Consider the following 18,810-nt stretch of genomic DNA (forward strand, 5'->3'; position numbering starts at 1 on the left):
GCAGGACATTTGAAAGGATGTGATTACGATGGCGCGCACTCCTGAACCCGTAACAAATACAGCCAGTGGAGAATCCATAAAAGCTTCTAAACCTATTCCCTTATGGCTTGAAGCGGGGTTCCGAATAATAAAGAGTAAAACAGCCCTTATCGGTGTGATTATCATTGTGTTACTTGTTCTAACTGCTATTCTAGCACCTGTAATTGCTACACATAGCCCAACTGCCCAAGATATCGTCAATCGCTATCAGGCCCCCTCCTCAGACCATTTACTCGGAACAGACGAACTTGGCAGAGACATTTTTTCTAGGATTGTTTATGGGACAAGGATCTCTATCCAGATTGGAGTCATTGCGGTAAGTATTTCACTCGCTATTGGTGTTTTACTTGGCGGAATCGCTGGCTATTATGGACGTTGGATTGATCAAATCGTCATGCGCTTTATTGACATTATGATGGCATTCCCAAGCATTCTTATGGCAATCGCATTGGTTGCTGTACTTGGACCGAGTTTACAAAATGCTATGATTGCGGTTGGTATTGTGGGAATTCCACAATTTGCGAGGATTGTACGTTCGGCAGTGTTATCTATCAAAGAGAATGAATATATTGAGGCAGCGAAATCAATTGGGGCTAAACATGGCAGGATTCTTATACAGCACGTCCTTCCAAATTGTGTTGCACCGATTATCGTACAGGCTACACTCGGCGTTGGGACTGCCATATTGGATGCAGCTGGTTTAAGCTTCCTTGGTCTTGGTGCTCAGCCGCCAACACCTGAATGGGGTGCAATGTTAAGTGATGGTCGAGCTGCGATTCAAAATGCTCCTTGGGTTGTTGCCTTTCCTGGTCTTGCAATTTTCTTAGTCGTCCTTGGCTTTAATTTATTTGGCGATGGTTTAAGGGATGCCCTAGATCCCCGATTAAAACAATAATTTTATGACAACGTGAATTAAGATCTACTCATCTCTCTATCGTTTCGTACCCATGCAATATCACGATGAGGAGATGGGTTTATTTTCCTGAGAATAAGGGAATGATGGAATGAGTATAAAGTGAAACTTCATTTGATGAGGGGGTTCCCTATCTTCCCTACCAAATGTTAGTTTGAACGAATCGGACCTTTTCTGGCAGTTGCCCCCACTTTGTATGATGGATTTCGACTGCCTTTTTAAAGTGGGGGTATTAAGCCAGTAAAGGCGGAATACATACCGCTCTACTAATAAGGTGAAACCTGTCGAACTATTTTATTTGACCTTTTTTGACCTATTAGGTATGATAAGTATATCCAATCCAAAACATGGATAAAAGTGAAACAATTGAAGGAGGATTTACAAATGAATTTAATTCCTACAGTTATTGAACAAACGAATCGTGGAGAACGCGCCTATGATATTTACTCACGTCTATTAAAAGACCGCATTATTATGCTGGGAAGCGCGATTGATGATAATGTAGCAAATTCAATCGTAGCACAATTGCTTTTCCTTGAGGCAGAAGATCCTGAGAAAGATATTTCCCTATACATCAACTCACCTGGTGGATCAATCACAGCGGGTATGGCTATTTTTGATACAATGCAGTTTATCAAATCAGATGTTTCTACAATCTGTACTGGGATGGCAGCATCAATGGGAGCATTCCTACTTGCAGCTGGTGAAAAAGGAAAACGTTATGCTCTTCCTAATAGTGAGGTTATGATTCATCAGCCACTTGGCGGTACGCAAGGTCAAGCTACTGATATTGAGATTCATGCGAAACGTATCATTCAAATGCGTGAGAAAATTAATGAAATCCTATCTGAACGTACTGGACAACCAATTGAAGTTATTGAGCGTGATACAGATCGCGATAACTTTATGACAGCTCAAAGATCAGTTGACTATGGTCTAATTGACAAAATTTTAGAACGTAATACAGATAAATAATTTCTGGAAATTAAAAATGTCCACCTTCGCTCATCTTGTAGCGATAGTGGGCATTTTTCTTTTACATAGGATGTCAAAACAGTAATTGAACCGTACTTGCTCCAAACAAGCATTTTATCATCCCTAGGATACAAAAATCCCTTTCGTTAAGAAAGGGATTTTATTCTGTTACAAAGGCAGCTAACTCTTGGATAGCTTTTTCTTCGTCTTCTCCATCACCAAAGATAATAATCTCCTCGTCACTGGCAACGGCTAAACTCATTAAGCCCATGATACTTTTAGCATTTACCCGCTTGCCTTCTTTTTCTAAATACAAATGAGAACTGAAACGGTTTGCCAGTTGTACAAATTCTGCAGCTGGTCTTGCCTGCAATCCTGTTGGTAATTCCACCTTAACTTGTTTCTCCTGCATCGCCATCACCCTTCTCTACGTAAGCGTTATCATTTGAAGTGAAAAACTATCCGGTTTGGCATCCTCCATACCGGATCTATAAAGCATTATATCTTTAAATTTTTTAAATTATTCGTATTATATCATGGAGACCTAAAAAAGAAAATCCTTACCCATTCTCTAATAGGTCTCCACGCTTAATTTTTTCAGCAAATTCATCTATTTTCTTCAGTCGGTGATTAACGCCAGATTTAGAAATTTTGCCACTGCTTACTAGTTCACCAAGCTCTTTTAATGAAACATCCTGATGTTGCACACGCAATACAGCAATTTCACGTAATTTTTCTGGTAGCTGATCTAAGCCTACAGTCCGCTCAATTAAATTAATGTTTTCAATCTGACGGAATGCAGCACCAATGGTTTTATTTAGATTTGCGGTTTCACAGTTAACGAGACGATTAACAGAATTGCGCATATCTCTTACAATTCGGACATCCTCAAACTTAAATAAAGCATTATGTGCCCCAATGATACTTAGAAACTCCGTTATCTTCTCTGCTTCCTTAATATACACAATGAAGCCATTTTTTCGCTCTAACATTCTTGCATGAAGCCCAAACTCATTAATAAGCTCACAAAGTGCATCATTGTGCTCCTGGTAAAAGTTAAATATCTCCAAATGGTAAGAAGACGTTTCTGGATTATTAATCGAACCACCTGCAAGGAAAGCACCACGCAAATAGGATTTCTTGCAACACGTTTTCTTCATATAATTGCTAGAAATGGACCTACTAAATGTATGCTTCGTTGTTAAAATCTCTAGATCTATAAGTAAGTCCTGTACTTCTTCCTTCATCCGTACAATATAAACATTATTCTTTTTTAGCTTCATTTTTTTGCGCACGAGTAGTTCGACAGGCAGATGATAGAGGGATTTAATTAAGGTGTAAATTCTCCTGGCAATCGCAGCATTTTCTGTTTGTACATCGAGCACGTATTTTTGTTTTGATAAGGAAATGGCACCATTCATTCGAATGAGTGAGGCTAATTCTGCCTTTTTACAGCATTCATCCACTTCTATTGCTGTTAATTCCTTCTTTATTTCTGATGCAAATGACATTGGGTATCCCCCCTCTCTATTTCCCAATTACTTTTGCTGGTTTTGTTTACTATCTGCTGAAATTTCTCTATAAAATCGAAAAAAGCAACTGTGCTACTTTTGAATTATCATGTCTCAGCATTTTCTGGGAATGGTTAATAATATCCCCTTCAATAATTTGTAGACCCATTTTAAGAAGTTGATCTGTGTCATAAATAACCGGCTCAGCATTTTCTTCCGCATAGATTTCCCGAACGGAACGAACGATTGGCTCATTATGTACGACGATAGCATCTACACTATCCTCTCCTATATGGTCCCGTATAGCCTGTACATGGTTGGAAGCAGTGTAACCAGTTGTTTCTCCGGCCTGGGTCATGACATTACAGACATAGACAACTTTTCCCTTTGTTTCGCGAATTGCCTCATCTATCTTTGGCATAATGACAGTCGGCATAATACTTGTATATAGGCTTCCTGGAGCGATCACGACAAGGTCAGCATTTTCAATCGCTCTAACTGCGTTTGGCAATGGCTGGACCGGTTGTGGACTTAAAAACACCCGATCAATTTGTTTATTGGATAATGGAATATTCGATTCCCCAGAAACAATGGTTCCATCCTTCATCTTTGCGTGAAGTGACATATTATCGTTAGAGATAGGATAGATCTTCCCTTTCACATTCAGTACACGGGAAATCTCTTTTATCCCTGTATTAAAATTACCTGTTATGGCAGTCATGGCTGCCAACAACAAGTTTCCCATTGAATGACCTGATAAGCCATTTCCTGCATTAAATCTGTGCTGAAATAGCTCAATAAGCATAGGCTCGGCATCTGAAAGAGCTGCAATTACATTGCGAATATCTCCCGGTGCAGGGATCGCCATTTCAGATCTTAGTCTTCCTGTGCTCCCACCGTCATCGGCTACCGTCACGAGCGCAGTTAGATGAATTGGTAAATTCTTTAATCCCCGTAAAAGGACCGGCATCCCTGTGCCGCCCCCAACAACGACAACCTTTGGTAAAGCTTGTTGTGTCATATTAATGTCCCTTTCTTTTGTCAATATCTCTGTGGGTTACATGCGTTATATACGCAGATGACAATTCATTGGCAAAAAACTCAGAAAGGGCCACGGAACGATGCTGTCCGCCTGTACAGCCAATAGCTACGACAAGCTGAGATTTTCCTTCTTTTTTATACTGTGGCAGCATAAATTGCAGAAGATCAAGTACCTTTTCATTAAATACCTGCGTTTCAGACCATTTGAAAACATAGGAAGAAACATCTTTATTCAATCCAGTTAGTGGCTGTAATGTTGGTACATAGTGTGGATTAGGAAGAAAACGTACGTCAAAGACTAAATCTGCATCGATTGGCAAGCCATATTTAAACCCGAAAGATACCATGTGCACAGAGAAAATCTCTTGTTTTTCTTCCGTATACTTTTGAACAATTTTGTCACGTAATTCCTTTGGCTTTAAGGAAGTCGTATCAATTATACGTTGTGCTCTTCCTCTTAGTTGGTCAAGAATTTCCCGTTCTTGACGTATTCCATTCAATGGCAATCCGCCAACATCCAGTGGATGCGCTCTTCTCGTTTCTTTATATCTGCTAACTAATTTTTCATCCTTCGCGTCAAGGAAAAGAATATGCTCTTCCAGCCAGTCTTCTTTTCCTAGCACGTCTAAAGCTTCAAACAGGGAGTCAAAAAACTCTCTGCCACGCAAGTCCATAACCAGCGCTACTTTACGAATGTTATTCCTTGAATCCCTCATTAATTCGAGAAATTTCGGCAGTAAAGCTGGTGGCAAATTGTCCACACAGTAGTATCCTAGATCTTCAAAGCTTTGAATAGCTACTGTTTTCCCAGCACCAGACATGCCTGTTATAATAACCAGCGACGTTTCGGTATGTTTACTTTCCATCTGCAATCTCCTCCATTCAGAATTAGCTCCTAGGATGGATCCAACCGGGCATCAAGAAGTTGATAATCCTCCGTATATGTAAAAGCGCCGTATAACAACTCTTGTGAGCGTTTGACATGTTGAAAGATTTTCCGATCCCCTTCTGCCATTGGTAATTGTTCTATTTTCTCCAATGGAACCCATTCTAGCTCACCTTCTGGACTGCTATCTGTCAGTTCTCCATTATATGCATATGCTACAAAGGTAAACATCATCCACTCCTGAATGAAAGTATCTTCTGTATCCACCGAAAAGGTGAAGATACCTGCAAGTTCAGGATTCTGTAGATGGAGATTTGTTTCCTCACAGTATTCTCTGGTGACTGCTTCTTTTATCGATTCCCCGGCTTCCATCTTCCCACCAGGTATTGCGTACCATCCACGCCTTGGTTTTTTTATTAACAAAACATGATTATTTTCTATAACAATACAATTGGTTACACGTTGCATTCTGTATTCGCCTCTTTCCGTATCTTTTAAGAGGATGTTGTTAGGCTCGGAGAATCCGTTCATCCCGACATTGACCTAGGTCGGAGCGTTTTTTAGTCGGGTTCCTTAACGGGCAATCTCCGCTTTTTTTGTCTAGCTCTGGACGCCCAGAAACTATGTAACTTCGCAAATCGCCTTACAATAAGTCATCAGCGATTCGTCACCTCATCGTGATTCCTTTATCTCAGTTAATTTGCTCCATTTGCTACGTAGGCCCGGAGGATCCGGGTCATGCCGACGTTGACCCAGGACGGGTCGTTCTTTAGTCGGCGTTCCCTCGTACGGGCGACCTCCGCTTTTCTTAAAACACGCTTCTTCTATTATACAATGAAAAAAATCATTCCAACAAGGTAAAGGTTTTACCAATCGCTACATCTATATAATCGGTCAACTTTCGACAAGAGACCGGGACTGACTATTGAGTAGACATGCCTAAATTGAAATCAAGTTTAGGATAACCAAACATACATTAGAAAAACCCGCATTCGCTCGTCCTTTAGCTAATGTGTACGTTTTTCTTATACTTGGAACCTCAAAATTTCAACTGCGTCGAATTTGCTTTCTTGTTAAAATTTTATGCTTTCCTAAGTAAAAAAAAAGACACAGGTGCATCTGCACCTGTGCAAGAAACTAATCTATCTATTAAAAGGGGGTCAATTAGTTATTTATAGTGTACCCCATTTTTATTGCGTGCGTATTACAGCAGCGTTAAAAAGCAGTTACTTCTTAGTAAAGATAACTTAACAATACTAAGATTGCGTTGTTTTCAATGCTTCTTGAAGGTCTTCAACATACTTAATAGCAGCCTCGGCAGCTACACTTCCGTCTCCTGTAGCTGTCACAATTTGTCGAAGTGTTTTTTCTCGAATATCTCCAGCTGCAAAAACACCAGATACATTTGTTTCCATGTGTTCATTCGTTGGAATATAGCCTTCTTCATTCGTGATACCAAGTGATTTGAATGGCTCACTTAAAGGTACCATACCAATATAAATGAAGACCCCATCAATGTTTTCTTCTTTAACTTCTCCAGTAAGCGTGTCTTTTAATGTTACACTACCTACTTTTCCATCTTTACCATTAATGGTTTCGACAACAGTGTTCCAGACAAAGTCAATTTTATCATTGTCAAACGCACGTTCTTGAAGAATCTTTTGCGCACGTAATTTATCACGGCGATGCACAACGGTAACTTTATCAGCAAATCGTGTCAGATAGATACCTTCTTCGACTGCAGAGTCTCCGCCACCAATTACGATAAGGTTTTTCTCTTTGAAGAATGCCCCATCACAAACAGCACAATAAGAGACACCACGTCCACCTAATTCTTCTTCACCAGGAATGCCAAGTTTTTTGTACTGTGCACCAGTGGTAATAATTAGTGATCTTGTGTTGTATTCCTTTTTACCAGCAACAACAGTCTTATAATCACCATGGTCAATTACCTCTTTAATATCACCATAAGCGTATTCAGCACCAAATTTCTTTGCATGGTCAAACATCTTATTGGATAGATCCGGGCCTAAAATATGGTCATAGCCAGGATAGTTTTCCACGTCTTCCGTGTTGGCCATTTGACCACCAGGAATCCCACGCTCAATCATAAGCGTTTGTAAATTTGCACGAGATGCATAAACCGCTGCAGTCATTCCTGCAGGACCAGCACCTGCGATAATCACATCATACATACGTTCTTCGGACATATCTATCGCCCCTTTTTCCTTCTATTAATTAGCCACATCAAGCTTATAAGACAAACGCAATTTCGTCTAATATAATGCTCAATCCCATGGCACTGATTCTTTAGCTAGCTTAGGATATTTCTTCGTACCTTCTTGCCAAAGCTTATAGGCCCGTTCCTTATCCCCATGATGAAATGCTGCAATACTATACCAGCGAAAATAAGAAGGATGTCCTTTTAGCTTGCCTTTTGAGAGGAGAAGAAAGCGTTGAAACGCTTCTTCAAACCGATTCGTACGGGCAAGGGTAACAGCAATGCGCAGTTTTTGTTGCTCATGGATAGGATATACATTTAGTAATGCCTGAATATGGACTTCATATTCCGTGTATTTTCCCTGTTGGAAATAAAACAAAGCAAGATTCACGTGACTGTAAAGGGAAGTTGGTTCTTCATCAAGAATGTCTTCCTCCATTTGGATCGCTTTTTCTTCATTACCAGAGAAAAATAAGGCCTGTGTATAATCATGCTTTGTCAATTTGTGCTCTGGAAATAGGGTCATCATCTCCTCGATAAGCGGGATTGCCTTTTCCCATTCCATATTTTCCATATGATAAAAGACGGTTTCTTGATAAATAAGGAGTTCATCCTCATCCTCTAAATCCCAGTCTTCCTCTTCATCCTCATCGATATCAATGAGTTCTAACAATCTTTTAGCTTCTTCACTTAAATCCCCTTCAGGCTCTTGCTCAAGGTACGATAACGCAAATTTTTTCGCATCATGAAGCAAACCCAAATGGGCATAATTGTTTGCAAGTAAATAATAACAATCTACATAGTCTGATGATTGCAGGACTTTATTTAATAGCTGATTTGCTGCGTGAAATGCACCGATTTCCGTATATATAACCGACATTTGACAAAGATACAATGGATCTTCTGGCTTTGCTTCTGTTGCTTTCTTCATCCACTTGATTGCAATGTCAAATTTACGTTTTTGAAAAGCCTCTATGCCTTTTGTGAAATAAAAGTCACCTTCAGGAATAAAAGGGATAACATTGTTCTGCTGTTCTTTCTTACCTTTTGTCACCTGTTGCATGCATATCCCCCTAATTAAATTACATACGAAAAGATTATACCACAATACCATGTCAAATTATATAGGTTACAGTTTAGAACTAGATCAGGGAGCTGGCTCATAAAAAGCCGGACAAACATTCTGTCCGGCAATCTATATCAATTCGTATAAAGTGAAACTTCAATCAGTTTTCATTCTTCCCCCACTGATTGTTAGTCTTACGGACGGTTACACCGGGATAAAACACGCAAACAAGCGAAATCTTGAACATCAGTTAGGATTGAACAGGTGTTACAGCATCATGTAAGAGTTGCTCTAACTCTTCTGTGTAAGCCTTGGTTTGATCATCTGTCCATTTCAGTTCTTTTGCCATGTAGCGAATAACATTATCCTTGTGCGCTCGTACCCATCCAATTTCAAAGAATAATGCACCCGTACGACGAACAAAGAAGTCAACTGGTTTATAGGCTAATTCATATTCCAATGCGTAAACAAGTTCAGCAAATACGATAGGATCAACATCTTCTGTTTTAGCTTTCTCTTGATTCGTAACGTAAAGATCTAAAACCTTATCAAAATTGGATCCGTATCTCTCAATCAACATGAGAGCAGTCTGCTCATCAAGTCCCTGTGCCAAGCCTTCACTTACTTTTCTATTTTTGAAGTCCTTAAATCCTTTTGAGCCGCCAACTTCTCCACCAGAAAGGGCTAAATGCTCTGTTTCAGAAGCAGAATAAAGAATTCCTTCTTCTTCTTTCAATTGTTTGGTAACTTTATCGACTGCATGCTGTGCCATTTTTCGGTAACCTGTTAACTTACCACCGGCCATCGATATAAGGCCAGAGTCTGAAACGAAAATTTCATCTTTACGTGAAATCTCACTAGGGTTATCATTATCCGCTTCCGCAATTAAAGGACGCAGACCTGCCCAGCTGGAATCAACATGCTCAGCTTTTATATCAAGGGTAGGGAACATATAATTAATTGCATCGATAATATAATCACGATCCGCTTCCGTCATTTTTGGATTAGCTATATCGCCTTTATAGGTTGTATCTGTTGTACCTACATAGGTCACATTATCTCTTGGGATTGCAAAAACCATTCTTTTGTCAGGTGTATCAAAATAAATGGCCTGTTGTAACGGGAAGATTTCTTTACGGAAAACAAGGTGAACCCCTTTTGTTAAATGTAGTGCCTTTCCTTTTTTGGAACCATCTATTTCCCTTAATTCATCGACCCATGGGCCACCTGCATTAATAATTTTCTTGGCATACACTTTATGTTGCTCACCAGTAATTGTGTCTTCCATAACGACACCAGAAATTTTATTTGCATCATTGTAAATGAAGTCCACAACTTTTGTATAGTTAACTGCATGGACACCTTTTTGCACAGCCTTTTTCAGTACCTCAATCGTCAAGCGAGCATCATCTGTCTTATATTCAACATAAAACCCGGCCCCTCTTAACTCATCACGTTTAATAAGTGGCTCTCTTTCCATTGCTTCTTCCGGTTTGAACATTTGTCTACGTTCACCTTTTTTCACACCAGCAAGAAAATCATATACGCGGAGCCCTAAGTTTGTAGTTAGTGGACCGAACGTTCCGCCCTTATGAAATGGCAACATCATCCATTCTGGTGTCGTCACATGTGGCCCATTTTCATAAACAATGGCGCGCTCTTTCCCTACTTCTGCAACCATTTTTACTTCAAATTGTTTTAAATAACGCAGACCTCCGTGTACTAGCTTTGTAGAACGACTTGACGTTCCTGCAGCAAAGTCCTGCATTTCTACTAAACCTGTCTTTAAGCCTCTAGTCACGGCGTCCAGTGAGATTCCTGCACCGGTAATTCCGCCACCGATAACCAGTAAGTCTAATTTTTCCTCTTTAAATTGATTAAATGTAAGATTTCGATCATAACTTGAAAAAACAGTCATGTTTAAGCCCTCCTGTTTATTACAATTGTCTATACATATAAATACCCTATTTTTCGTATTCTAATGTACTTTTCCGCAGAAAAATTGCTCTTCAGGCAAACAAAAAAACCGCAAAGCACACTAATCAAATTATGATTAGCATGTTCGCGGTTTCTCCATTTCTCCGTCCGAGATTATTAACTTAGATTCATTATAACATAGCTCTAATTGGAAGTATAGCAATATGTTAATGGTCTATAGCAGATTAAGAGAGTCTATCCCTTTCTCTCAACGAAAACCACTTATTTAAATGCCTGTGCCGCCTTAACGGCTTTTTTCCAGCCATCATAAAGCTGTTCTCTTTCATCCTGATTAATCTCCGATTCAAACGTTTTATCAACTTTCCATTGATTTGCGATTTCCTCTTTACTTTGCCAGAAGCCAACAGCAAGTCCTGCCAAATAGGCTGCACCAAGTGCTGTTGTCTCCGTGACAACAGGCCGCTCTACTTGAAGTCCGAGTATATTGCTTTGGAATTGGACAAGAAAGTCATTCTTAACAGCGCCCCCATCCACACGTAATGTTTTCACATCAATACCCGAATCATCTTTCATTACATCTAATACATCGCGTGTCTGATAGGTTAGAGACTCCAGTGTAGCACGTACTAAGTGCTCCTTCTTTGTACCACGAGTCAGACCAAATACCGCACCTCTAACATCACTATCCCAATATGGCGTACCTAACCCAACAAACGCTGGGACGACATATACCCCGCCAGTGTCCTCCACATCTGTAGCAAGGGATTCTGTCTCCTTGGCATCTTTAATAATTTCTAATCCATCACGAAGCCACTGAATTGCCGACCCGGAAACAAATATACTTCCTTCGAGGGCATATTCTACCTTTCCATCAATCCCCCATGCGAGTGTTGTTAATAAGCCATTGTCAGACTTAACACCTTCTTCTCCTGTATTCATCAGCATAAAGCCGCCTGTCCCATACGTGTTTTTTGCCATCCCTTTTTCAAAACATGCCTGACCGAATAGAGCAGCGTGCTGATCTCCAGCAATACCAGCAATTGGAACTTCATGTCCAAAGAAGTGATAATTTACTGTTTTTCCATATACTTCAGAAGACTGCTTTACCTCTGGGAGCATGGATTTCGGGACACCAAGAATATCAAGTAGTTCTTCATCCCATTCTAAGTCATAGATATTGTACATAAGGGTTCTTGATGCATTCGAATAATCCGTTATATGTTGTTCTCCGCCAGTTAACTTGTAAACAAGCCATGTATCAATCGTGCCAAACATTAATTCTCCATTATCTGCTTTTTCCCTTGCACCATCTACATTATCCAATATCCATTTTACCTTGGTTCCAGCAAAATATGGATCGATAAGCAAACCTGTCTTATCTCGGAACAGCTCATTATGACCAGCCTCGCGCAGTTCATTACAGATATCAGCAGTTTGACGCGACTGCCATACTATTGCTCGGTAAATTGGCTTTCCGGTTTGCCGGTCCCAAACAACGGTTGTTTCTCGTTGGTTTGTTATACCAATTCCAGCGATGTCATCTGGCTCAATATCACTCTTTCGCATTGCCTCTGAAATACTAGATAAGATAGATGTCCAAATCTCATTCGCATCATGTTCTACCCATCCTGGCTTTGTGAAATGCTGCTCGAATTCACGTTGGCCTGTTTCTACAACTTTTCCCTCTTGATCAAATATAACAGCTTTTGAGCTGGTAGTTCCCTGATCTAATGCTAAAATGTATTTTCCCATTATAATCTCTCCTCTTGTAAAAATTAGCTTTGGTTAGCAGGTTTCTTTAGTTCCTGTTGTAAACCTACCCCAAATAAAATAAGTATGATAGCACTAACTACCCAAAATATCACGGTTGGGTTTGTCTCGAAAATTGCTTGATAGAAAAGTCCACCATAGATTCCTCCAATTGCCGGTCCTATAACAGGGATCCAAGAATAACTCCAGTTTGATCCCCCTTTGCCTGGTATCGGCAGGAAAGCATGGGCAATTCTAGGTCCCAAATCTCTGGCCGGATTAATGGCATAACCAGTTGTCCCACCAAGTGACATACCGATCACAACAATAAGCAGCCCAACAATGAGTGGATTTAATCCTTCAGTAAATTCATTTGCCCCAATAAATAAAATTCCCATTACCAATACGAAGGTGCCAATGACCTCACTTATTAAATTTGCGATGGGACTGGAAATCGCTGGACCGGTACTAAAAACCCCTAACTTGGCTCCTGGGTCTGTCGTACCTCTCCAGTGTGGCAAATAGTGAAAAAATACTATGATTGCGCCAATGATTCCACCAATCATCTGTGCTGTAATATAAAGTGGGACTTTACTCCAAGGGAAATCACCCACAGATGCGAGCCCTAAGGTAACGGCAGGATTTAAATGAGCACCTGTTATATTTCCAACTGCATAGACACCCATTGCGACACCTAGCCCCCAAGCAAACGTCACAAGTACCCAGCCAGCACCTTCTGATAGGGTGTTTTTCAATGAGGTACCAGCTACTACGCCCGTACCGAAGATAACAAGAATCATCGTCCCAATTACTTCTCCAGCAAACTCTGACATGACATCTCCCCCAATAACAATATATATATGTTATTCCACAATTTTCAGAGATTACACATCAGGGTTTTAATCAATTGGAAACGAATGAAGGTGAGAAATTCAGATTAGATCGGCTACAAGTGAATGGAGACGTTTTTCTCGTTCTTGGGACTTTCGTCATTGCTACCTTGGTTAATGAAAAAAAGAAACCTATAAAGGTTCCTTTTAAGGATTACCAAAGTGATTTATTCGATGTCGAAACGGCTATTGCTCCCGCTGCTAATGCCATATCTACCTCTTCTCTTGTCTTAATTAGTCCCCCAGCTATTACAGGTATGTTTGTCTGCTCCTGGATGTAATTTATCATTTCCGGTATCAAACCTGGTAGCACTTCAATACAGTCAGGTTTTGTCCGATTAATTAACTTTATATTATGTTCCAAAGCTAAGCTATCTAACAAAAACACTCGTTGAATCGCTAATAGGTTATTCTTTTTCGCCATCGAAATTACATTCGCCCTTGTGGAAAGGATGCCATCTGGTTTAATTTCCCTCAACAAAAATTCCATGGCATAATCATCCGCTCTAAGCCCCTGGATTAAATCAAAGTGAACCAACGCTTTTTTATTGGCACGCTTCGTATATTCCACAAGACTTTTAAGCTGTGCCAGCCTTGTTTCTAGAAAGACGATGCTTTCATAGGATGTTTCCAATGCAAAATCGAAATCCTTCATCTTACGTATTGCTGGCAATATCCCTGCAGGAGTATTCATTATTTCCACCTACTTCATGTATCTATTTGACGTTTCTCCATTTCCACTTTTGAGTATATCAGTTTCATTGGATTACCCCCGACAAAAGCGCCTTCTGGTACATCTTTATGTACTAGCGTTGCGGCGGAGACCACTGCACCGTCCCCAATCGTAACACCTGGCAGAATGGTCGTATTTGCGCCGATCAGCACATTACTTCCAATTTCAACTTCTCCAATCCGATATTCCTTAATTAAATATTCATGTGCCAAGATAGTCGTATTATACCCAATAACACTATTTGTCCCGATTATGATCTTTTCAGGAAACATAATATCAGGCATAACCATAAGAGCAAATGCTGTTTGCTTTCCTATTTTCATCTTTAAAAAATTCCGATATAGCCAGTTTTTCATCCCTAAAAAGGGTGTATACCTGGCAATTTGAATGACCACAAAGTTTTTAACTACCTTTAAAAAAGGAACTGTTTTATAGATTTGCCAAAGCGAATTAGAATCTTCCACCTGGTAACGTTTGGTTCTTCGCATCCTTTACACCTCTGTAAGTTGAAGTAAATCACGCATATCTTTCAGCATATAGGTGGGATAAAAGCCTTCCAAGAAAGAGCTTCCTTTATCAGACCAGGCAACACCTGCTGTTTTAACACCAGCATTTTTCCCAGACTCAATATCATGGTAGTTATCTCCGACCATTAACGTTGTCTCTAAGTCAGCTCCTAGTGCTTGAACAGCCTTGAGTACCGGCTCTGGGTGTGGTTTAGCTTGCGTTACATCATCCAATGTAATAATGGTGTCCATGTATGTAGCCAATCCAGTAAGGGTTAGCCCCATGTTTACACCCTTTCGCATTTTTGTCGACACTATTCCTAGCTTGAGCCCTTGCTCTTTTAAAGCTGCAATTGTCTCTGTAACATGAGGAAAGGCTGTCACATAGCTATCATGGACCGTTAAATTATGAGCTCGATATGTTTTAACCATTTCTTCTGCTAGGTCCGGAGCAATTTTTTGAAACGTATCAAGTAATGGTGGCCCGTTAAACTGGACCACCTCTTCCCTTGTATAGGTCATGCCATAATGCGAAAAGGTATGCATAAAGGAAGCAATAATTAGTTCATTGGTGTCAATTAATGTTCCATCTAAATCAAAAAGTATTGTACGAATGCTCATGTTGGTTTGTTTCCTTCCGTTTCTTTTTCTCTAGTCTATTCCATATCATTGCAATTGTCATTGTTAATAAGATAGCAGTTGCTAGCCGTATTAATAAGAGCGGCCAGACTGGGATGCCCAAAGGAATAAAAATAAGTGTATCTTCAACGACAGCATGACAAGCTACAAGAAAAATGAGTGCAAGGGACATATCTTTTTTCGAGACATTGTCCTCCTTCACGGCTTGAATCATAAGGCCTGCACCATATGCTAGCCCAATTGTAAGACCAGCAACCATGGTCATCGAAGTATTCTTTTCCATCCCTAAAAATTTCATGCCTGGAGCCAGTTTGTTGGACAGCATTGCTAACCAACCTTTTTCTCGCATAAACTGCATGATGATCATTAGCGGAATGACAATCAATCCAAGCTGTACGACAGCCATTAATGCAGTTTGCATTCCTTGAAGGGCAATCTCTCCCCAGCCAACTGGCACAGTGTCCGTAGACTGTATTAATCCATATTGAGCTTGTTCCGCTCCCCCGTGCCAAAGTAAATTAATTAATATCCCGCCTAGTAAGGCAAGCCCTATTCTGATCCCAACGATAAGCCACCAGCTGACACCAACTTTTGAGGCAACAGCAGATTCAATAAACAAGTTATGCGAAAAAGATAGCATGACCGCTAGAATAAATACTTCCTTTACCGTAAAATCAAAGGATACAATTGCTGCAATCCCAGCATATAAGTTTAGGGAGTTCCCTAGAACCAGCGGCACAGCTGCTTCCCCTGATAGACCCAATAGCCCCATGACCGGCGTTAACATTTCGATAATCCACGGTAGTACGGGGGTGAATTGTAAAATCGTAATCAATAATGTGATAGGGAAAATGACTTTCCCTAATGTCCAGGTTGTTGTCAGCCCCTGTTGAAAACCACGATATACAATACCAGACATTTCATCCCCTACTTTCTATAAGATGTTGTTCAAAAAATCCAGTAAAAATGACACATCGGTACCGATGACCTTCGACTAAATTCCGACACGTCCTGTGTCGAACGTCGAAGTCAGCACATCCTGTGCAAGCCCGGTACTCAAAGCTATGCCGCCTCGAACTTCTCGGTCCTTTTTATCCTCCTTTTTGAACACGCACTATAAATATTTATTTCTTTTTCTTCTTTTTCTTTTTCTTTGGAGGAATTGGTACATCCTTATAGTGTTCCTTTACTCCTATTTTCCTGCGATAGATGATAAGTAGTATGGCTACTATGATGAGGAAAACGGACAATAACTGTGCCTGACGCAAACCAGCAAATGCATACAAGCTATCTGTTCTCATTCCTTCAATAAAGAAGCGGCCGATTGAATATGTAATGGCATAGCTTAAGAAAACTTCACCTCGTAATGGGTTATATTTTCTTAGTACGAGTAAGAAGGCAAAAACGAGTATATTCCAAACTGATTCATATAAAAATGTCGGATGATACATGACACCATCTATCGTCATTTGGTTCATTATAAAATCAGGAAGGTACTGCAAGAAATTATCATAGGCAGCACTTGAGACTTCGTGTCCATGTGCCTCTTGATTCATAAAATTTCCCCAGCGACCAATCGCTTGACCAAGAATTAAACTCGGTGCAATGATATCTGCAATCTGCCAAAATGTAATATCACGATACTTAGCATATACAATAGCGGTAAGCACGCCACCTATCACAGCCCCATGGATTGCAATTCCGCCTTCCCAGATGGCAAAAATATCAGTCCATGGTCCGTTTGCATAGCGTTCCCATTCAAATACGACATAGTAAATCCTTGCACATAAGATCGCTATAGGGATTGCAAACACGATAAAGTCTATGATCAAATCCTTTTTTAACCCAAGCCGATCCGCTTCTCTTGTTGCTAAATATAGCCCTAAAAATGCACCTGTCGCAATAATTACTCCATACCAATAAACAGTCAATGGGCCTAGTTCAAAAAAGACCCTGTCCAAAGGAGCTGCGGTAAATAGCATAGTGAACCCTCCTATTCGGTTTCATCCTTTTCATTTTTGATCATTGTAGTCAGCCGTTCTGAAAATTCCTCGGCTGCATTAACTCCCATTCTTTTTAAACGAAAGTTCATTGCTGCGACTTCAATAATAACGGCCAGGTTTCTACCTGGACGAACTGGAATAGTGGCTTTCGGAATGTCCACTTCCATGATTCTCATTTTGTCCTCATCAAGACCAAGGCGGTCATATTGTTTCTTCTGATCCCAAATCTCCAGGTTAATGATAAGCGAAATCTTCTTATGACTTCTAACTGATCCGGCACCAAACAATGTCATGACGTTAATAATCCCAAGGCCACGTATCTCGAGTAGATGTTCAATAAGAGGTGGTGAATTTCCTACAAGGCTGTCATAATCTTCCTGTCTTATTTCCACACTATCATCAGCAACAAGTCTATGCCCACGTTTAACGAGTTCCAAGGCCGTCTCACTTTTACCTACACCACTTTGGCCAGTAATAAGCACGCCTACTCCATATATATCTACAAGTACACCATGAATCGCAGTAAATGGAGCGAATTTTGTTTCAAGATAATTGGTTAATCGGCTAATAACCCGTGTGGTTTTCCTTGGAGAGTGTAAAATAGGCACACCAGAATCATTTGCTGCTTCAATTAATGCCTCAGGTATATCCATCCCCCTTGAAATCACAATTCCAGGCGTGATATCTGTGCATAAATTTATGGCACGATCTCTCTTATCTGCATCACTTAACTCCATAAAGTAAGCCATTTCTGTCTTCCCAATAAGCTGCAATCTTTCTTTTGGGTAATATTTAAAATACCCGGTCATTTCAATTCCAGGTCTGGAAATATCACTCGTGGTAATTTCTCTATGTATGCCGTCCTTGCCAGCAACTAGCTCTAAATTAAAATGCTCAAGTAAATCTTTCGTGCGCACTGTCGACATCCAGTATATCCCCCTAGCTAATTAAGCGTTATTTATTTTATTATCGCCATTCTGTAAGGTTTCGTATTCTTCCCAACAGAATAGATACACTTTATTGTAGCATACGGTAAACAAAAATCGTAGACTGTGCGCCTACGATTTAACGGAATCTTTAATCAAGCTATTAAGTAACAAATTGAGAATTGCCAATATGACGGCAGCTATTAGCGCAGTACCGAATCCTTCAATAATAAAACTGCTCCCCATAAGTCCCTGTGCAATCATTAACGTAATAGCATTTATTACAAAGAGAAACAGTCCAAGTGAAAGAACCGTAATTGGCAAGGTGAGGATAACGAGGATTGGTTTTATAATGACATTTAAGATTGATAGGATAAAACTCGCTAACACAGCTGCCCCAAATCCTTCTAACTGGAACGAATCGAATAGCTGTGACACTACAATTAAGGCCACGGCGTTTAACACAATAGATAATATCCAACGAATAAACATCGTTACATCTCCCTTTCCTTTGGAATGATATAAAGAGCAACCACGTATAGAAGAGATACGGTAAAGAAGCTCATAAATAGTAAAATGACAAATATTAATCGAAGAATCGTTGCATCGACTTGGAAGTAAGATGCCAGTCCACCAAAGATTCCCCCTACCATTTTCTCAGAATTAGATCGATAAAGCTTTTTCATCATGATTCCTCCCACTCTATAATATACCAATCTCTGTTGATATATAAACTATGTTTTGCTTTGATAGTACTTGTTAATCAATGAAGGT

20 protein-coding genes are annotated in these 18,810 nt (G+C 40.1%); 2 read left to right on the plus strand and 18 right to left on the minus strand.

All coding sequences use genetic code 11. The features are described 5' to 3' along the window. Window positions 1-28 precede the first annotated feature (28 nt). Together nikC and clpP are read left to right on the plus strand one after the other, a co-directional pair. On the plus strand, window positions 29-934 hold the full coding sequence (nikC, locus tag K3T81_RS15425; RefSeq protein ID WP_161465025.1) for a nickel transporter permease: 906 nt from the start codon (window positions 29-31) through the stop codon (window positions 932-934). Between the two features lie 384 nt (window positions 935-1,318). Next, window positions 1,319-1,927, plus strand: coding sequence for an ATP-dependent Clp endopeptidase proteolytic subunit ClpP (gene clpP / locus K3T81_RS15430; RefSeq protein WP_259343651.1), 609 nt, complete (start codon window positions 1,319-1,321; stop codon window positions 1,925-1,927). Between the two features lie 160 nt (window positions 1,928-2,087). Here clpP and K3T81_RS15435 read toward each other — a convergent pair whose 3' ends face one another. The 18 genes from K3T81_RS15435 to K3T81_RS15520 form a co-directional block, all read right to left on the minus strand. Continuing rightward, on the minus strand, window positions 2,088-2,339 hold the full coding sequence (locus K3T81_RS15435; protein ID WP_106897328.1) for an HPr family phosphocarrier protein: 252 nt from the start codon (window positions 2,337-2,339) through the stop codon (window positions 2,088-2,090). A 148-nt stretch (window positions 2,340-2,487) separates the two neighbouring features. Beyond that, window positions 2,488-3,438 (minus strand): DNA-binding protein WhiA, encoded by a 951-nt coding sequence (gene whiA, locus K3T81_RS15440; RefSeq protein WP_238020940.1) that lies wholly within the window; start codon window positions 3,436-3,438, stop codon window positions 2,488-2,490. 67 nt (window positions 3,439-3,505) lie between these two features. Beyond that, the gene (locus K3T81_RS15445; protein ID WP_238020942.1) at window positions 3,506-4,459 is read right to left on the minus strand and encodes a gluconeogenesis factor YvcK family protein; all 954 of its coding nucleotides are present in this window, start codon (window positions 4,457-4,459) and stop codon (window positions 3,506-3,508) included. A gap of 1 nt (window position 4,460) precedes the next feature. Beyond that, entirely contained in the window at window positions 4,461-5,345 is an 885-nt protein-coding gene (gene rapZ / locus K3T81_RS15450) for an RNase adapter RapZ (protein ID WP_106897331.1), read from the minus strand. Between the two features lie 29 nt (window positions 5,346-5,374). Continuing rightward, the gene (locus K3T81_RS15455; protein WP_106897332.1) at window positions 5,375-5,833 is read right to left on the minus strand and encodes an NUDIX hydrolase; all 459 of its coding nucleotides are present in this window, start codon (window positions 5,831-5,833) and stop codon (window positions 5,375-5,377) included. A gap of 788 nt (window positions 5,834-6,621) precedes the next feature. Next, window positions 6,622-7,575 carry a thioredoxin-disulfide reductase gene (trxB, locus tag K3T81_RS15460; RefSeq protein ID WP_106897333.1) on the minus strand — a complete coding sequence of 318 codons (954 nt, stop codon included), beginning with the start codon at window positions 7,573-7,575 and terminating at the stop codon, window positions 6,622-6,624. A gap of 78 nt (window positions 7,576-7,653) precedes the next feature. Continuing rightward, window positions 7,654-8,649, minus strand: a complete 996-nt coding sequence (locus K3T81_RS15465) for a tetratricopeptide repeat protein (protein WP_238020943.1) — start codon at window positions 8,647-8,649, stop codon at window positions 7,654-7,656. Window positions 8,650-8,902: 253 nt separating this feature from the next. Then, on the minus strand, window positions 8,903-10,570 hold the full coding sequence (locus tag K3T81_RS15470) for a glycerol-3-phosphate dehydrogenase/oxidase (RefSeq protein ID WP_238020945.1): 1,668 nt from the start codon (window positions 10,568-10,570) through the stop codon (window positions 8,903-8,905). A 281-nt stretch (window positions 10,571-10,851) separates the two neighbouring features. Next, window positions 10,852-12,342 (minus strand): glycerol kinase GlpK, encoded by a 1,491-nt coding sequence (gene glpK, locus K3T81_RS15475; protein WP_238020949.1) that lies wholly within the window; start codon window positions 12,340-12,342, stop codon window positions 10,852-10,854. A 23-nt stretch (window positions 12,343-12,365) separates the two neighbouring features. After that, window positions 12,366-13,172 carry an MIP/aquaporin family protein gene (locus K3T81_RS15480; RefSeq protein WP_106897337.1) on the minus strand — a complete coding sequence of 269 codons (807 nt, stop codon included), beginning with the start codon at window positions 13,170-13,172 and terminating at the stop codon, window positions 12,366-12,368. Window positions 13,173-13,383: 211 nt separating this feature from the next. Continuing rightward, entirely contained in the window at window positions 13,384-13,923 is a 540-nt protein-coding gene (locus K3T81_RS15485) for a glycerol-3-phosphate responsive antiterminator (protein WP_058950956.1), read from the minus strand. A gap of 14 nt (window positions 13,924-13,937) precedes the next feature. Beyond that, a complete protein-coding gene (locus K3T81_RS15490) occupies window positions 13,938-14,450 on the minus strand; it encodes an acyltransferase (RefSeq protein ID WP_238020950.1) in 513 nt (170 codons plus the stop codon). A gap of 3 nt (window positions 14,451-14,453) precedes the next feature. After that, window positions 14,454-15,089, minus strand: a complete 636-nt coding sequence (ppaX, locus tag K3T81_RS15495) for a pyrophosphatase PpaX (RefSeq protein WP_161464518.1) — start codon at window positions 15,087-15,089, stop codon at window positions 14,454-14,456. Then, the gene (locus K3T81_RS15500) at window positions 15,064-16,026 is read right to left on the minus strand and encodes a nucleoside recognition domain-containing protein (protein ID WP_106897341.1); all 963 of its coding nucleotides are present in this window, start codon (window positions 16,024-16,026) and stop codon (window positions 15,064-15,066) included. The genes ppaX and K3T81_RS15500 overlap by 26 nt, the downstream gene beginning before the upstream one ends. A gap of 205 nt (window positions 16,027-16,231) precedes the next feature. Further along, window positions 16,232-17,089, minus strand: coding sequence for a prolipoprotein diacylglyceryl transferase (gene lgt / locus K3T81_RS15505; RefSeq protein WP_106897342.1), 858 nt, complete (start codon window positions 17,087-17,089; stop codon window positions 16,232-16,234). Between the two features lie 11 nt (window positions 17,090-17,100). Further along, window positions 17,101-18,036 carry an HPr(Ser) kinase/phosphatase gene (gene hprK, locus K3T81_RS15510; RefSeq protein WP_106897343.1) on the minus strand — a complete coding sequence of 312 codons (936 nt, stop codon included), beginning with the start codon at window positions 18,034-18,036 and terminating at the stop codon, window positions 17,101-17,103. 132 nt (window positions 18,037-18,168) lie between these two features. After that, window positions 18,169-18,528 (minus strand): phage holin family protein, encoded by a 360-nt coding sequence (locus tag K3T81_RS15515; RefSeq protein WP_161464533.1) that lies wholly within the window; start codon window positions 18,526-18,528, stop codon window positions 18,169-18,171. Between the two features lie 2 nt (window positions 18,529-18,530). Continuing rightward, the gene (locus K3T81_RS15520) at window positions 18,531-18,722 is read right to left on the minus strand and encodes a PspC domain-containing protein (protein WP_106897345.1); all 192 of its coding nucleotides are present in this window, start codon (window positions 18,720-18,722) and stop codon (window positions 18,531-18,533) included. Window positions 18,723-18,810 lie beyond the last annotated feature (88 nt).

Origin of the sequence: Oceanobacillus jordanicus, from assembly GCF_022095695.1 — a bacterium.
Lineage (GTDB): Bacteria > Bacillota > Bacilli > Bacillales > Amphibacillaceae > Oceanobacillus_B > Oceanobacillus_B jordanicus.

What these genes read in the sequence shown, in the direction of transcription:
- nikC (WP_161465025.1), top strand. Translation starts at nt 29, where the DNA reads ATGGCGCGCACTCCTGAACCCGTAACAAATACAGCCAGTGGAGAATCC.
- K3T81_RS15435 (WP_106897328.1), bottom strand. Translation starts at nt 2,339, where the DNA reads ATGCAGGAGAAACAAGTTAAGGTGGAATTACCAACAGGATTGCAGGCA.
- whiA (WP_238020940.1), bottom strand. Translation starts at nt 3,438, where the DNA reads ATGTCATTTGCATCAGAAATAAAGAAGGAATTAACAGCAATAGAAGTG.
- K3T81_RS15445 (WP_238020942.1), bottom strand. Translation starts at nt 4,459, where the DNA reads ATGACACAACAAGCTTTACCAAAGGTTGTCGTTGTTGGGGGCGGCACA.
- rapZ (WP_106897331.1), bottom strand. Translation starts at nt 5,345, where the DNA reads ATGGAAAGTAAACATACCGAAACGTCGCTGGTTATTATAACAGGCATG.
- K3T81_RS15455 (WP_106897332.1), bottom strand. Translation starts at nt 5,833, where the DNA reads ATGCAACGTGTAACCAATTGTATTGTTATAGAAAATAATCATGTTTTG.
- trxB (WP_106897333.1), bottom strand. Translation starts at nt 7,575, where the DNA reads ATGTCCGAAGAACGTATGTATGATGTGATTATCGCAGGTGCTGGTCCT.
- K3T81_RS15465 (WP_238020943.1), bottom strand. Translation starts at nt 8,649, where the DNA reads ATGCAACAGGTGACAAAAGGTAAGAAAGAACAGCAGAACAATGTTATC.
- K3T81_RS15470 (WP_238020945.1), bottom strand. Translation starts at nt 10,570, where the DNA reads ATGACTGTTTTTTCAAGTTATGATCGAAATCTTACATTTAATCAATTT.
- glpK (WP_238020949.1), bottom strand. Translation starts at nt 12,342, where the DNA reads ATGGGAAAATACATTTTAGCATTAGATCAGGGAACTACCAGCTCAAAA.
- K3T81_RS15480 (WP_106897337.1), bottom strand. Translation starts at nt 13,172, where the DNA reads ATGTCAGAGTTTGCTGGAGAAGTAATTGGGACGATGATTCTTGTTATC.
- K3T81_RS15485 (WP_058950956.1), bottom strand. Translation starts at nt 13,923, where the DNA reads ATGAATACTCCTGCAGGGATATTGCCAGCAATACGTAAGATGAAGGAT.
- K3T81_RS15490 (WP_238020950.1), bottom strand. Translation starts at nt 14,450, where the DNA reads ATGCGAAGAACCAAACGTTACCAGGTGGAAGATTCTAATTCGCTTTGG.
- ppaX (WP_161464518.1), bottom strand. Translation starts at nt 15,089, where the DNA reads ATGAGCATTCGTACAATACTTTTTGATTTAGATGGAACATTAATTGAC.
- K3T81_RS15500 (WP_106897341.1), bottom strand. Translation starts at nt 16,026, where the DNA reads ATGTCTGGTATTGTATATCGTGGTTTTCAACAGGGGCTGACAACAACC.
- lgt (WP_106897342.1), bottom strand. Translation starts at nt 17,089, where the DNA reads ATGCTATTTACCGCAGCTCCTTTGGACAGGGTCTTTTTTGAACTAGGC.
- hprK (WP_106897343.1), bottom strand. Translation starts at nt 18,036, where the DNA reads ATGTCGACAGTGCGCACGAAAGATTTACTTGAGCATTTTAATTTAGAG.
- K3T81_RS15515 (WP_161464533.1), bottom strand. Translation starts at nt 18,528, where the DNA reads ATGTTTATTCGTTGGATATTATCTATTGTGTTAAACGCCGTGGCCTTA.
- K3T81_RS15520 (WP_106897345.1), bottom strand. Translation starts at nt 18,722, where the DNA reads ATGAAAAAGCTTTATCGATCTAATTCTGAGAAAATGGTAGGGGGAATC.